The 13264-nt window shown below is 63.1% G+C and carries 15 protein-coding genes and 1 tRNA gene; 6 read left to right on the top strand and 10 right to left on the bottom strand.

The features are described 5' to 3' along the window. Positions 1-75: 75 nt before the first annotated feature. The 7 genes from trpA to rpsA form a co-directional block, all read right to left on the bottom strand. Complete coding sequence (gene trpA, locus J6524_RS26155; RefSeq protein ID WP_225675920.1) at positions 76-912, bottom strand: tryptophan synthase subunit alpha; 837 nt, start codon at positions 910-912, stop codon at positions 76-78. Then, positions 909-2126, bottom strand: coding sequence for a tryptophan synthase subunit beta (trpB, locus tag J6524_RS26160; RefSeq protein WP_225675922.1), 1218 nt, complete (start codon positions 2124-2126; stop codon positions 909-911). The genes trpA and trpB overlap by 4 nt, the downstream gene beginning before the upstream one ends. Further along, positions 2123-2779 (bottom strand): phosphoribosylanthranilate isomerase, encoded by a 657-nt coding sequence (locus tag J6524_RS26165; RefSeq protein ID WP_225675923.1) that lies wholly within the window; start codon positions 2777-2779, stop codon positions 2123-2125. The genes trpB and J6524_RS26165 overlap by 4 nt, the downstream gene beginning before the upstream one ends. A 63-nt stretch (positions 2780-2842) precedes the next feature. Beyond that, on the bottom strand, positions 2843-3235 hold the full coding sequence (locus tag J6524_RS26170; protein WP_225675924.1) for a lipopolysaccharide assembly protein LapA domain-containing protein: 393 nt from the start codon (positions 3233-3235) through the stop codon (positions 2843-2845). Positions 3236-3313: 78 nt separating this feature from the next. Continuing rightward, entirely contained in the window at positions 3314-3652 is a 339-nt protein-coding gene (locus J6524_RS26175; protein WP_225675926.1) for an integration host factor subunit beta, read from the bottom strand. 141 nt (positions 3653-3793) lie between these two features. After that, the gene (gene sppA / locus J6524_RS26180; protein WP_225675928.1) at positions 3794-4774 is read right to left on the bottom strand and encodes a signal peptide peptidase SppA; all 981 of its coding nucleotides are present in this window, start codon (positions 4772-4774) and stop codon (positions 3794-3796) included. Positions 4775-5106: 332 nt separating this feature from the next. Next, on the bottom strand, positions 5107-6810 hold the full coding sequence (rpsA, locus tag J6524_RS26185; RefSeq protein WP_225675930.1) for a 30S ribosomal protein S1: 1704 nt from the start codon (positions 6808-6810) through the stop codon (positions 5107-5109). A 509-nt stretch (positions 6811-7319) separates the two neighbouring features. On the opposite strand from rpsA, the gene J6524_RS26190 reads away from it, so the two are divergent. Next, positions 7320-7505: a hypothetical protein gene (locus J6524_RS26190; protein WP_225675932.1), complete on the top strand. Its 186-nt coding sequence runs from the start codon at positions 7320-7322 to the stop codon at positions 7503-7505. Between the two features lie 72 nt (positions 7506-7577). Here J6524_RS26190 and cmk read toward each other — a convergent pair whose 3' ends face one another. Continuing rightward, positions 7578-8207, bottom strand: coding sequence for a (d)CMP kinase (gene cmk, locus J6524_RS26195; protein ID WP_225675934.1), 630 nt, complete (start codon positions 8205-8207; stop codon positions 7578-7580). Continuing rightward, complete coding sequence (gene aroA, locus J6524_RS26200) at positions 8204-9541, bottom strand: 3-phosphoshikimate 1-carboxyvinyltransferase (RefSeq protein ID WP_225675936.1); 1338 nt, start codon at positions 9539-9541, stop codon at positions 8204-8206. Before aroA ends, cmk begins: the two co-directional genes overlap by 4 nt. A gap of 142 nt (positions 9542-9683) precedes the next feature. Here aroA and J6524_RS26205 point away from each other — a divergent pair, with 142 nt between their 5' ends. From J6524_RS26205 to J6524_RS26215, 3 genes are all read left to right on the top strand, one after another. Beyond that, a complete protein-coding gene (locus J6524_RS26205; protein WP_225675938.1) occupies positions 9684-10097 on the top strand; it encodes a TIGR02300 family protein in 414 nt (137 codons plus the stop codon). Between the two features lie 89 nt (positions 10098-10186). Continuing rightward, positions 10187-10262, top strand: a tRNA-Ala gene (locus tag J6524_RS26210). 190 nt (positions 10263-10452) lie between these two features. After that, positions 10453-10689 carry a GIY-YIG nuclease family protein gene (locus J6524_RS26215; protein ID WP_225675940.1) on the top strand — a complete coding sequence of 79 codons (237 nt, stop codon included), beginning with the start codon at positions 10453-10455 and terminating at the stop codon, positions 10687-10689. Positions 10690-10705: 16 nt separating this feature from the next. On the opposite strand, the gene J6524_RS26220 is transcribed toward J6524_RS26215, so the two are convergent. Continuing rightward, the gene (locus J6524_RS26220) at positions 10706-11164 is read right to left on the bottom strand and encodes a MarR family winged helix-turn-helix transcriptional regulator (RefSeq protein ID WP_225675942.1); all 459 of its coding nucleotides are present in this window, start codon (positions 11162-11164) and stop codon (positions 10706-10708) included. A gap of 164 nt (positions 11165-11328) precedes the next feature. On the opposite strand from J6524_RS26220, the gene J6524_RS26225 reads away from it, so the two are divergent. Then, on the top strand, positions 11329-11754 hold the full coding sequence (locus J6524_RS26225; RefSeq protein WP_225675943.1) for an organic hydroperoxide resistance protein: 426 nt from the start codon (positions 11329-11331) through the stop codon (positions 11752-11754). Positions 11755-11929: 175 nt separating this feature from the next. Continuing rightward, the gene (locus tag J6524_RS26230; protein ID WP_225675945.1) at positions 11930-13126 is read left to right on the top strand and encodes a CaiB/BaiF CoA transferase family protein; all 1197 of its coding nucleotides are present in this window, start codon (positions 11930-11932) and stop codon (positions 13124-13126) included. Positions 13127-13264 lie beyond the last annotated feature (138 nt).

A 13264-nucleotide genomic window follows, 5' to 3' on the forward strand; every position in this document is an offset into this window, starting at 1 on the left:
TGGGGATGATCTTTTTCGGAAAACCGGTCGCCACTTTTCCGGACCATGCCCCGCCTATTCCACGCGGATTATGGCTTATTCTGCAGCCTGTTTCGATCCCCGCACGCCCTGCGCCAGCGCGGCGACCACCTCGGTCACGGCGCCGACGGTTTTGGCAGTAGCACGCCCCTCGGCGTCGAGGCTGCCGCGGAGTGCATCGACCAGCGCGGTGCCGACCACGGCGCCATCGGCGTTTTCCGCAATCGCCCGGGCCGCCTCCGGGGTGCGGATGCCGAAGCCGACGCACACCGGCAGTTTGGTATGCCTCTTGATGCGCGCCACCGCATCGCCCACGGCCCTCGAGTCGGCCGCCGCCGCGCCGGTAATCCCGGTGATGGAGACGTAATAGACAAAGCCCGACGTGTTCGCGAGCACCGCCGGCAGGCGCTTGTCGTCCGTGGTCGGCGTCGCCAGGCGGATAAAGTTGAGCCCAGCCTTCATCGCCGGCAGGCAGAGCTCATCGTCTTCCTCCGGCGGCAGGTCGACGATGATCAATCCATCGACGCCGGCTGCCTTGGCATCGGCGAGGAACTTGTCGACGCCATAGATGTAGATCGGATTGTAATAGCCCATCAGCACCAGAGGAGTCGCGTCATCATCCTTGCGGAAGCCGCGGACCATCTCCAGCGTCTTCTTCAGCGTCATGCCGGCCTTCAGTGCGCGCAGGCCCGCCGCCTGGATCGAGGGCCCATCCGCCATCGGATCGGTAAAGGGCATGCCGATCTCGATGATGTCGGCGCCGGCTTTCGGCAGCGCCTTGACGATATCGAGCGAGGTCGTGGGATCGGGATCGCCGGCCATCACGAAGGTGACGAAGGCGGAGCGGCCCTGTCTGGCGAGTTCAGCGAAGCGAGCGTCGATACGGGTGGTCACGTCTTCCTGCCCTTCAAGATGTCGCCGACCTGCGGCACGTCCTTGTCGCCTCGGCCGGAGAGGTTGACCACCATCAGATGATCCTTGGGACGCTGTGGCGCGAGTTCAGTCAGTTTTGCGATCGCATGCGCCGATTCCAGCGCCGGGATGATGCCTTCCAGCCGTGATAGCAATTGGAACGCCTCGAGCGCTTCCTCGTCGGTCGCGGAGAGATATTTCACGCGGCCGGTTTCGTGCAGCCAGGCATGCTCCGGTCCGATGCCGGGATAATCGAGGCCTGCCGAGATCGAATGCGCTTCCTCGATCTGCCCGTCACCATCCATCAGGAGGTAGGTGCGGTTGCCGTGCAGCACGCCTGGACGGCCACCGGCGATCGACGCGGCGTGCAGCTGCGTCAGCCCGTGGCCTGCGGCTTCGACACCAAAAATCTCGACCGAGGGTTCGTCGAGGAAGGGATGGAACAGGCCCATCGCATTCGAACCACCGCCGATGCAGGCGACCAGCGAGTCCGGCAGTCGGCCTTCCACTTCCTGCATCTGCTGGCGCGTCTCAATGCCGATGATCGACTGAAAATCGCGCACCATCATCGGATAGGGATGCGGCCCTGCCACGGTGCCGATGCAATAGAACGTGTTGTGCACGTTGGTGACCCAATCACGCAGCGCGTCATTCATCGCATCCTTGAGAGTCCGCGCCCCCGACTGCACCGGGATCACCTTGGCGCCCAGCATCTCCATGCGGATCACGTTCGGCTGCTGCCGCGCGACGTCGACCGCGCCCATATAGACCACGCATTCGAGGCCGAACCGCGCGCAGAGCGTTGCGGTGGCAACGCCATGCTGGCCGGCGCCGGTCTCGGCGATGATGCGCTTCTTGCCCATGCGCCGTGCGACCATAATCTGGCCAAGCACGTTGTTGACCTTGTGCGAGCCGGTGTGATTCAGCTCCTCGCGCTTGAGATAGATTTTCGCGCCGCCGAGATGCTCGGTCAGCCGCTCGGCCAGATAAAGCGGCGACGGACGGCCGACATAATTCTTGAGGTAGCCGTTCATCTCCGCCTGGAACGCCGGATCGGCCTTCGCTTCGGCGTAGGCCTTTTCGAGGTCGAGGATCAGCGGCATCAGCGTCTCGGCGACGTAGCGTCCGCCGAAAATGCCGAAATGCCCGCGCTCGTCGGGACCGGTGCGGAATGAATTGGGCAGCTTTGGATTCATCGGACCATCAATTCTTCTTGGCGCGCGGCGCGAATGAAATTGCGGATGAGCTCGGGATCCTTGATGCCGGGGCCACTCTCGACGCCGGAAGATACATCGACGCCGCCGGCGCGGGTGACGCGGACCGCCTCCGCGACGTTGTCGGCCGAAAGCCCGCCCGAGACCATGAAGGGCAATTGGAGATCGAGCTTTTCCAAAACGTGCCAGTCGAACACGGCCCCTAACCCGCCGGGGCGCGTTGCGCCCTTCGGCGCACGGGCGTCGAACAGGATGCGGTCGGCGACGTCAGCATAGCCGGGCAGCGCCGCGAGATCGGCTGACGTCTCGACGGCGATCACCTTCATGACTGGCAGACCGAATTTCGATTTGATATCGCGCACGCGCGCAGTGGTTTCCTTGCCATGCAGTTGAAACAGATCCGGCCGCAGCGTCTCGACGATATTTTCGAGCGTGGCATCGTCGGCATCAACGGTCAGCGCCACCTTGGTGGCGCGGCCCTTGGCCTGCTTACCCAGCTCGCGCGCGCCCTCGAGGCTGAGATGGCGCGGCGACGGCGGAAAGAACACGAAGCCCACCATGTCAGCGCCTGCCGCAAGCGCTACCTCAAGCGTTTCGCGCGTGGACAGGCCACAGATTTTGACGAGCAGGGACATGATCTCTCGGGGGCGGGCCCTTCAGGCCGCCATGGCAAATGGAACAAGCTGACGGGGCGGGTTCTACAACGTCGCGCCCTGCTTGTCTCGCCCGATGGCCCCGTAGATCCCGTACTGGGACGGCGCCGGCAGCCGTTGCTGGTCGACCCGGGAAACCGCCGCCGCGGCCCGCAAATCAGCCGCCTCCGCCTTGGCCCGGCGGGCATCCGCCTCATGGAGGCGCGCTGCCCGGCGCCAACGCCGCTGCCGAAACCAGGTTGCCATGCCGCCCGCGGCGACCCCCAGAATGGCCACCGTAATGATGACGGCAAATAACGGCATGCTCACCGCGATGGCCGGATCGGCGGTATTGAAGGGATCGAATGACACCGTCACGAAATGACGGTTGGCAACCGCAAAGACGATGAAGATCAGCCCCAGGGGAATGACGACCAGCGCCGTGAAAAACTTTCGCATGACCATCTCTCGTCGTGATCGAGAAGGGCGGGTGCGAGACCCGCAACACGGCTACATCTAGTCGAATTCGAAAAGCGCTTACGCGCCGCTGGCCTCGGGCGAGCCATTGTCGCGGTTGAGACGCTCGCGCATTTCCTTGCCCGTCTTGAAGAATGGGACGCTCTTCTGGTCGACCGGCACATGCGCGCCGGTGCGCGGATTGCGGCCGGCGCGTGCTGGGCGATGCTTGACCGAGAAGGCGCCGAAGCCGCGCAGCTCGACACGGTCGCCGCGCGCCAGCGCTGCGACGATCTCATCGAGGATCGCGTTCACAATGTTCTCCACATCCCGCTGATAGAGGTGCGGGTTGTGCTCGGCGATGCGCTGAACAAGTTCGGATTTGATCATCGAAGTTGGGGTCCGGGGTCGTGCGGACATCCATTTCCGTGAAAATGCCTTGAACTGTCAAGACGCTAAATCACTTTTGGGCGGCGCGAAATAGCGCGGCAAAGGACCCGGAAGGGGTTTGTGACAACACCCTCAATGCGGGAAATTGTGGCGAAGGGCAGCCGGTGCGGCTCAGTTGGATGCGACGGGCCGCCACAACGCCAGCATGCCGTCGAGCGCGAGCTGGTCGACCGCCTGCGCAACGCCGGCCTGTTCGATCTGACGCGCTATGGAACTCAAGCCGAGCGCATCAAACGCAATCGAGGCCGCCGTACGCAGGAACGTCAGGTCGCCGAACTGCGGATTCAGCTTGTAATCGCGCACCGGCAGGCCGCTTTTGATCTTTTTCTCGGCGACCAGCCATGCGACGGCCGCCTTTTCATCGCCGAGCTGATCGACGAGCTTTAATTCGACCGCCTGCCGGCCGGTGAAGACGCGTCCGTCTGCGACCTTTTCGATCAGCGCCTCGTCCATACCGCGCCGCTCCTTCACCAGGCCGCGGAACCAGGCGTAGGAATCCTTCACCAGCGCATCGATCGCGGCGCGCGCCTCCGGGCTGGTTGGCTCATAACCGTTGGGCGCAGCCTTGAGCGGCGAGGATTTCACCTCCTCGACCTTGACGCCGACGGTCTTCAAGAGCTCGGTGAAATTGGGAAACTGAAACAGCACGCCGATCGAACCGACCAGTGAGCTCTGGCGGGCGACAATATGATCGGCCGCCAGTGCGGTGATGTAGCCGCCCGACGCCGCCAGTCCTTCGACCACCACGACCAGCGGCTTCTTCGCCTTCAGCCGGCTCAGCGAATCATAGAGCTGCTCGGAACCGGCCGTGGTCCCGCCCGGCGAGTTGATATGCACGATGACAGCGACATGGCTGGATTTCTCCAGCCGCTCCAGCGCCTCGACCCGTTGCTGGTCGCTGCGGATCAGCCCTTCGATATTGACGCGCGCGATCGATCCCGCCGATGTCAGCGCGGCTGGCCCGCTCCTGGTCGCGACCGCGCCGACGGTGATGATCGCCGCGATCGTGACCAGAACGGCCACCAGGCGCCAAAAGGTCAGCTTGCGGCGAATCCTGCGGCGATCGACGATCACGTCCGAATCGAGCGACATCGAATTTCTCCAGAAATAGTCAGCGCGTTTTGCACTCACAGCATCAAAGGCGCGTTATCTGATTACATCAATTGCGGCGCAATTTGAAGAAAACAAGGCCCGGTCTCGTTGTCACGGCGCACGCGGGGACCCATAACCACCGGCGCTGATTGTCGCATCTCGATGGGCTTCCAGCGTGCCCGAAACGATCCACCTGTGGCTGGGTCCGGATCGCGCGGAGCCTGTCATCGGGCGCGCATTCGCGCGACCCGTTGGCTTGTCCGGGACGACAGAAAAACAAAGGCCCCGGTCGAAACCGGGGCCTGGTGTTCGCGGGAGAGATAAGCGAGCGCTTACTTCTCGCGGTTCTTGAGCGCGGTGCCGAGAATGTCGCCCAGCGTAGCGCCCGAATCGGAGGAGCCATACTGCGCGATGGCTTCCTTCTCCTCGGCCACTTCCAGCGCCTTGATCGAGACCTGCACCTTGCGGGCCTTCTTGTCGAACTGGATCACGCGCGCATCGACCTTCTCGCCGACGGCGAAGCGTTCGGCGCGCTGATCGTTGCGGTCACGGGCGAGCTCGGAGCGCTTGATGAAGGTGGTGAAGTCGGTACCCGAGATCTTCACCTCGATGCCGGCTTCCTTCACTTCGAGCACTTCGCAGGTCACAACCGCGCCCTTCTTGACGTCGCCAGGCTCGGCGAAGGGGTCGCCTTCGAGCTGCTTGACGCCGAGCGAGATGCGCTCCTTCTCGACATCCACGTCGAGCACCACGGCCTTGACCATGTCGCCCTTCTTGAAGTTGTCGATGACCTGTTCACCCGGCAGCTTCCAGTCGAGGTCCGACAGATGGACCATGCCGTCGACATCGCCCTCGAGGCCGAGGAAGAGACCGAACTCGGTCTTGTTCTTGACCTCGCCTTCGACCACCGAACCGACCGGGAACTTCTCGACGAAGACCTCCCAGGGATTGCGCATGGTCTGCTTGAGGCCAAGCGAGATGCGGCGCTTGACCGAATCGACTTCGAGAACCTGCACTTCGACTTCCTGAGAGGTCGAAACGATCTTGCCGGGGTGCATGTTCTTCTTGGTCCACGACATCTCCGAGACGTGGATGAGGCCTTCGATGCCCGGCTCCAGTTCGACGAACGCGCCGTAGTCGGTGATGTTGGTGACACGGCCGGTGAAGCGCGCGTTGAGCGGATACTTCGCCTCGATGCCCTGCCACGGATCGTCCAGCAACTGCTTCATGCCGAGCGAGATGCGGTGGGTCTCGTGGTTGATCTTGATGATCTTGACCTTCACCGTCTGGCCGATGGTCAGCACCTCGGTCGGATGATTGACGCGGCGCCAGGCGATATCGGTGACGTGGAGCAGGCCGTCGATGCCGCCGAGATCAACGAACGCACCGTAGTCGGTGATGTTCTTGACCACACCGTCGATCACCTGACCCTCTTCGAGGTTCTGCACCAGCTCCTGGCGCTGCTCGGCGCGGGTCTCTTCGAGAACCGTGCGGCGCGACACCACGATGTTGCCGCGGCGGCGATCCATCTTGAGGATCTGGAACGGCTGCGAGTTGTTCATCAGCGGCGCGACGTCGCGGATCGGACGGATATCGACCTGCGACCGCGGCAAGAACGCAACCGCACCATCGAGATCGACGGTGAAGCCGCCCTTGACCTGGTTGAAGATGACGCCGTGAACCTTCTCGTTGTTCTGGAACGCCTTCTCCAGCTTGCCCCAGCTCTCCTCGCGGCGCGCCTTGTCGCGCGACAGCACGGCTTCGCCGAGTGCATTTTCGATTCGGTCGAGGAATACTTCGACTTCATCGCCGACCTTGAGATCGCTTTCACGGCCGGGGCCGGCGAATTCGCGCAACGCAACGCGGCCCTCGGTCTTCAGGCCGACATCGATAACGGCCATGTCCTTTTCAATTGCAACTACCTTGCCCTTGATGACGGAGCTTTCCTGCAGATTGCCGCCAGCAAAGGACTCGTCCAGCATCGCAGCGAAATCTTCGCGGGTAGGATTATAGGAAGCAGCAGTATTTGAAGCCATTTGTTCTCCAGTGCGGATACTTGCCGGCCGTTCGGGTTAAAGGGCGCATCGCGCGTGACAGTGTCAGGGTCCGCAAATCCTGACGACCGCGTTTGCGAGTAGCGCAAAGCGGGCCGGCAGCATGCCTGCACGTTCGATACGTTTGATTTATTTGTCCGGAGCCTGAAGCGAGCGTATCGACTTCAGCGGCCTGGAGCGGGCTTTCCTCCAATCACGGCGGAGGCTCAAACCTCGCAACCGGCCCGCTCGGACAGCCCTGATCCCATCGATGGCGGCCCGGACGGCCGTGGATATAGACCCAAGGGCCAATTTCGGCAAGCGAAAATGGCCTCAATTTACGGGCCCTTAAGGCTGACAGACGCTAAAGGCGTACGCTAACCATGGCCCCGCTCCTTCAACGCCTGTTGACCGCGTGACGTGAAAGGTCCGCAAGCCTCGGCTGGATGGAACCCGACCTTAAGCGCCGCCCCCACACGATGGCACGATTCAAGAGCAGGGGAGTGCCATCCATGAAGAGCCTGATCGCTCTAACTGCCATTGCCGTCTTTCTCGTTGCCACGGCCGTAGCCGGCAAGCCGTCCGCTTTTGCGACCGACAGCGCAATTGCCGCTGCCATCTCGAACGCTGCCAAGTCGAAGCCCGTCATGATGGCCGCGCAGCAATTGCCGTTCGACCGCGCGCGCTCGAACAACTGATCCGAGATTTTGCGTGCAGCACGCCAGAACAAAACCGCGGTCAAAAACTGGAAGCCTTAGCTGGCGCCCAACCTAGCGTTTGGCGCGGACGGCCTCGACGATCGCAATCGCGGCGCGAACTCCAGCCTCGATATCGAGATTGGAATTATCGAGGATATGCGCATCCACGGCCGCCTTGAGCGGCGCGGTAGTGCGGTTCTTGTCGCGCTCATCGCGCTTGAGGATATCGGCCAGCACCGCCGCCTCGTCAGCATCCTCGCCGCGTGCACGGGCTTCCAGCGTCCGGCGGCGGGCCCGCACCTGCGGGTCGGCCACGACAAAGATCTTCACGTCGGCATAGGGACAGATCACGGTGCCGATGTCGCGCCCGTCGAGCACGGCGCCGGGCGGATCGGCTGCGAACTGGCGCTGAAAGTTGACCAGGGCTTCGCGCACCTTGGGGATCGCCGACACGACGGATGCGGCATCGCCAATGCGCTGCGTCTTCAACTCGGGATGGCCGAATTTCTCGGGATCGAGCTCCATAGCGACGGCAACCGCCTGCGCTTCATTGGTGAGGTCCAGCCCCTGATCCAACAGCGCCTTCGCCACCGCGCGATAGATCACGCCGGTGTCGAGATGACGATAGCCGTAATGATGAGCGAGGCGTTTGCCGAGCGTCCCTTTGCCGGATGCCGCCGGCCCGTCGATGGCGATGATCATGAAAACTCCGCTCCGAGCGAGCGCATCATCGGAATGAAATCCGGAAAGCTGGTGGCGATGAACGTGGTGTCGTCGACCTTGACCGGCTTGTCGGCGGCGAGCCCCATCACCAGCGCCGACATCGCGATGCGGTGATCCATGTGGGTGGCGACGAGGCCGCCGCCGGGCACGTGCCCGCTGCCCTCGACGATCAGATCATCGCCTGATATCTCGACCTTGACGCCGTTGACGCGCAGCATCGCCGCAGTGGCTTCCAGGCGATCGGATTCCTTGACGCGCAGCTCCTGCAGGCCACGCATGATCGTGGTGCCCTCCGCGAAGGAGCTGGCTACCGCGAGCACCAGATATTCGTCGATCATCGAGGGCGCGCGCTCCGGCGGCACCTCGACGCCGCGCAGCTTCGAGGCGCGCACGCGCAAGGTGGCCATCGGCTCGCCGGCATCCCCGCGGATATCGCTTTCCTCGATCGAGGCGCCCATCTCGCGCAGCGTCGTGAGCAGGCCAGTGCGCAGCGGATTGGTCATGACGTCGGAGAAGGTCACGTCAGACCCCTCGACGATCAGCGCCGCCACGATCGGAAATGCAGCCGACGACGGATCGGCAGGCACCACGACCTCAGCGCCATGCAGTTCGGCCTGACCGGTCAGCGCGATCCTGCGGCCATGGGCGCCTTCATGGGTGGAGACGATCTCGGCGCCGAAATGTTTCAGCATCAGTTCGGTATGATCGCGGCTGGCCTCCTGTTCGATAACAGTGGTGACGCCGGGCGCGGCCAATCCCGCCAGCAGCACCGCCGATTTGATCTGGGCCGAGGCCACCGGGGTCCGGTAGACGATCGGCACGGGATCGCGGGCGCCGTGCAGCGTTAGCGGCAGGCGGCCGCCCTCTCTTGCCTCGCCGGTCTTCGCACCCATCAATTCGAGTGGATCGAGGATCCGACGCATCGGGCGGGACCGCAGCGAGGCATCGCCATCGAAAACGGCGGTGATCGGGCAGCCGGCGACCGCCCCCATAACCAGCCGGCACCCGGTACCGGAATTGCCGAAATCGAGCGGGGCGGTCGGCTGGGCGAAGCCCCCGACCCCCACGCCCCGGACCTTCCAGGCGAACGGGCCCGTCCGCTCGACCTTGGCGCCCAGCGCCTGCATCGATTTGGCGGTATTGAGGACGTCTTCGCCCTCGAGAAGGCCGGAAATGCGGGTTTCGCCGACTGAAAGCGCACCAAGGATAAGGGCGCGGTGCGAAATCGACTTGTCGCCGGGAACGCGGACTTTTCCGGCCAGGGGGCCGCTGACGCGGGATTCCAGCTGATTGGGCGTAGCTGATTGGGTCAAGATTGGGGTCCTCTGCGAGGGCGGCAGTATCACATGGGCCACCCGGCGTCACGCGGCCGACAAATGCTCAAAGCGCTATTGACACCGGCCCCTCAACTAGCCAAGTGAAGCACCGTTTTTCAGAATTTCCCAGGATCCACACGTGGCCAAATCCGACCTCGGAACCAAGCGCATTTGCCCGACCACGGGTAAGAAATTCTATGACTTGAACAAGAACCCTGTGATCTCGCCCTATACCGGTGAGGTGGTGCCGATCGCGCCGATTGCGCCGCCACGCGCGCGTGGCGATGCCGCGCGTGCCGCCGCAGCGACCACCGCCGCCGACATGCCGGAGCCCGCGGAGGCCGAAGAGTTGGTCTCGCTCGAGGAAGCCGATGCCGAGGAGAACACCGGCAAGGTCAAGGCCGTGGTTCCCGAATCGGAAGACGACATCGAGATCGACGAGGCCATCGAGGACGATGACGACGACGATTCCACCTTCATTCCGGATGAGGAAGAGGGTGACGAGGACGTTACCGACATCATCGGCGACGTCGGAGGTGACGAAGAGACTTGAGATCGGCTCAGAACTGTGTTCTGGGTCTCCCCGCGAGTCACCCAAGGCTCGCGGGCGCATGGTCCAGGTGACCATGTTCTGACTGCGACGGGGCCATAGCTCAGCTGGGAGAGCGCTTGCATGGCATGCAAGAGGTCGGCGGTTCGATCCCGCCTGGCTCCACCAGCCTTCGCTCGCTTCGCGAGCTACGGCTGGGCAGGCCAAATGTGCCCTATTGTAGCGAAGAGAGCGAAGGCTGCCCCGCTATAGCCCGAAGGGCGACGGCGGGCTCTACCCGTAGTTGATTCCTTCTCGTGCCACTCGGCTAAGCTTGCGCTATATAGTCGCGAACTTCTCGACACGGCCAGGGGGCATCATGAAATACGTTTATGTCCTGGAAAGTCTCGATTGCCAGCAGTTCTACGTTGGCATCACAGACGATTTGCGTGCCCGGCTTGCCAAGCATAACGCGGGCGAGGTGTCGCACACTTCGAAGTACGGACCTTGGCGCATAAGAACCTACGTCGCATTCAGCGACGCGGCGCTCGCAAGGGCTTTTGAAAAGTACTTGAAATCCGGCTCTGGTCGAGCTTTCGCAAAGAAGCACTTTTGAAGCCCGCCACCGCCCCCTACTCCCCCAACACCGCATTCAACCGATCGCGCAGCGCGACGATCTCGCTTTTCAGCGCCACGAGCTCGCCGACCGAGCAATCTGACGCCGCAAGAATTGACTCCGGCACGGCGCGGGCTTTTTCCCTGAGCTGCTCGCCCTTGGCCGTCAGCGCGATCAAGACCTGCCGCTCGTCCTCGGTGCTGCGCGTTCGCTTGATCAATTCAGCCGCCTCCAGCCGCTTGAGCAGCGGCGTCAGCGTGCCGGAATCCAAGAACAGCCGCTCGCCGATGGCTTTCACCGGGACACCGTCGCGCTCCCACAGCACCAGCATGACAAGATATTGCGGGTAGGTCAGGCCGAGCCTGTCAAGCAGCGGCTTGTAGACGCGGTTGAAGGCGTGCGCCGCGGAATACACCGCAAAGCAGATTTGATTATCGAGCCGCAGCGGAAAGTCCGCTGAATATTTTTTGGCCATCACGACCTCGTTAGCGGGTGTCCTTCGGCTTCCTGATTTGACGATCTAAGCGCTTGATTTCAATTGCATACAATCAAATTGTGCGATTCGCAATAATTTATGTTGTGTACAATCTAATTGTGTGCAATATGTCTTCCGTCGAAACGCAAACTGAGGAGACCGACATGTCCGTGAACGTGCTCTACAAGACCAGCGCCAAGGCTACCGGCGGCCGCGATGGCCACGCCGCAACTCTCGATGGCGCGCTTGACGTCAAGCTCGCCACTCCGAAGGAACTCGGCGGCGGCGGTGGCGCCGGCAACAATCCCGAGCAGCTGTTCGCGGCCGGCTACGCCGCCTGCTTCATCGGCGCGATGAAGTTCGTCGCTTCCCAGGGTGGCCCGAAGGTGCCGGCGGACGCGTCTGTCACCTCGACCGTCGGCATCGGCCCGCGTTCGGCCGGCGGCTTCGGCCTCGACGTCGAGCTGGCGGTCTCGTTGCCCGGCATTCCCAAGGCGGAAGCCGAAGCCCTCGTCGCAAAGGCGCATCAGGTATGCCCCTATTCCAACGCCACGCGCGGCAATGTGGATGTGCGCCTGACGGTCGTCTGACGACATGATCCGGATGGCCCGCTGCTGACATCGGCGGGCCGTTCGCCCCGCGGAATTTTCGCGCGCATGCTACGGCGGCTGCGTCATGCGCCTGTGCGCGGGACGCCATTGCCGCCGCGCCCGAAGACCGCTAGCTCAGGATTTCCATTTCTCATCGTGAGCGAAGGCTTTCTCCATGAGTTCTACCGGCGCAATGACCGGCCTGCGCGTGATCGATCTGACGCGCGTGCTTGGCGGTCCCTATTGCACGCAAATCCTCGCCGACCACGGCGCCGACGTCATCAAGGTCGAGCCGCCAGCCGGCGACGAGGTGCGCGATTGGGGCCCTCCCTTCCACGAGGAGGACGCGGCTTATTTCGTCGGCATCAACCGCAACAAGCGCTCGGTCGGACTCGACCTCTCGTCCGAAGGCGGGCGCGCGGTTCTCCTGAAGATGCTGGAGACGGCCGACGTCCTGATCGAGAATTTCAAGCCGGGCACGCTCGACAAATGGGGCATCGGCAACGATGTGCTGCGCGCCAAATTTCCCAAGCTGGTGCATTGCCGGATCTCCGGCTTCGGCGCCGACGGCCCGCGCGGCGGCAATCCCGGCTACGACGCGATCATCCAGGCCATGACCGGCATGATCGCCGCGACCGGTTCACCGGAAAGCGGCCCGATGCGGATCGGCGTTCCGCTCGTCGACATCACCACCGGCCTTTACGCGGCGATCGGTATCCTGATGGCGCTCTCGGAGCGGCAGCGTTCGGGGCTTGGCCAGTTTCTCGAAACCACGCTGTACGAAACCGGCCTTGCGATCATGCATCCGCACACCGCGAATTATTTCATGCATGGCAAACCGCCCTCGCTCACCGGCAACGAGCATCCGAACCTCGTCCCTTACGCGATCTTCCCGACCAAGACCGACAACATCTTCATCGGCGTCGGCAATGACGGCACCTTCCGCAAGCTCGCCAAGGAAATCGGCAAGCCCGAGCTTGGCACCGATCCGCGCTTTGCCCGCAACAAGGACCGCATCGCCAATCGCGAGGCGCTGCGCGCCGAGCTCGCCGCCGTGTTCAGCCAGCACGAGGCCGAGCCGCTGTGCAATCGCTTGCTGGCGGCGGGCCTGCCGGCAGGTCCGGTGCAGAAGATCGACCAGGCGCTCAACAATCCGCACACGCTGCATCGCGGCGACATCATCTCGAAGGACTGGTACAAGGGCGTTGCCTCGCCGATCCGGATGGATCGGACCAAGCCAAGCCTGCGCCGGACACCACCGAAATTCAGCCAGCACACATCGGAGGTGCTTGGCGAGTTCGGCTATTCCACAAGCGAGATCGCGGCGCTGGTCGCCAGTGGCGCGGTTTGCGGCTCCGAGCGCAAGCGGTAAGGCTTCGCTCGCTCGGAGGTCGAACTGCCGCCGCATTCGGAATCAGAGCTGCCACGGAGGCAGTCCCGATGACGCCACCCCTCTCCCCAGCCCTCCCCCGCAAGGGGGGAGGGAGCCCATTCTCCAGTGCGTCCCTCA

Origin of the sequence: Bradyrhizobium hereditatis (assembly GCF_020329435.1) — a bacterium.
GTDB lineage: Bacteria > Pseudomonadota > Alphaproteobacteria > Rhizobiales > Xanthobacteraceae > Bradyrhizobium > Bradyrhizobium hereditatis.

Bases quoted from the DNA above. Each gene is read 5' to 3' on its own strand.
- trpB (WP_225675922.1), bottom strand. From the start codon at position 2,126: ATGAATCCAAAGCTGCCCAATTCATTCCGCACCGGTCCCGACGAGCGC.
- J6524_RS26165 (WP_225675923.1), bottom strand. From the start codon at position 2,779: ATGTCCCTGCTCGTCAAAATCTGTGGCCTGTCCACGCGCGAAACGCTT.
- J6524_RS26170 (WP_225675924.1), bottom strand. From the start codon at position 3,235: ATGCGAAAGTTTTTCACGGCGCTGGTCGTCATTCCCCTGGGGCTGATC.
- J6524_RS26175 (WP_225675926.1), bottom strand. From the start codon at position 3,652: ATGTCCGCACGACCCCGGACCCCAACTTCGATGATCAAATCCGAACTT.
- sppA (WP_225675928.1), bottom strand. From the start codon at position 4,774: ATGTCGCTCGATTCGGACGTGATCGTCGATCGCCGCAGGATTCGCCGC.
- rpsA (WP_225675930.1), bottom strand. From the start codon at position 6,810: ATGGCTTCAAATACTGCTGCTTCCTATAATCCTACCCGCGAAGATTTC.
- J6524_RS26190 (WP_225675932.1), top strand. From the start codon at position 7,320: ATGAAGAGCCTGATCGCTCTAACTGCCATTGCCGTCTTTCTCGTTGCC.
- cmk (WP_225675934.1), bottom strand. From the start codon at position 8,207: ATGATCATCGCCATCGACGGGCCGGCGGCATCCGGCAAAGGGACGCTC.
- J6524_RS26215 (WP_225675940.1), top strand. From the start codon at position 10,453: ATGAAATACGTTTATGTCCTGGAAAGTCTCGATTGCCAGCAGTTCTAC.
- J6524_RS26220 (WP_225675942.1), bottom strand. From the start codon at position 11,164: ATGGCCAAAAAATATTCAGCGGACTTTCCGCTGCGGCTCGATAATCAA.
- J6524_RS26225 (WP_225675943.1), top strand. From the start codon at position 11,329: ATGTCCGTGAACGTGCTCTACAAGACCAGCGCCAAGGCTACCGGCGGC.
- J6524_RS26230 (WP_225675945.1), top strand. From the start codon at position 11,930: ATGAGTTCTACCGGCGCAATGACCGGCCTGCGCGTGATCGATCTGACG.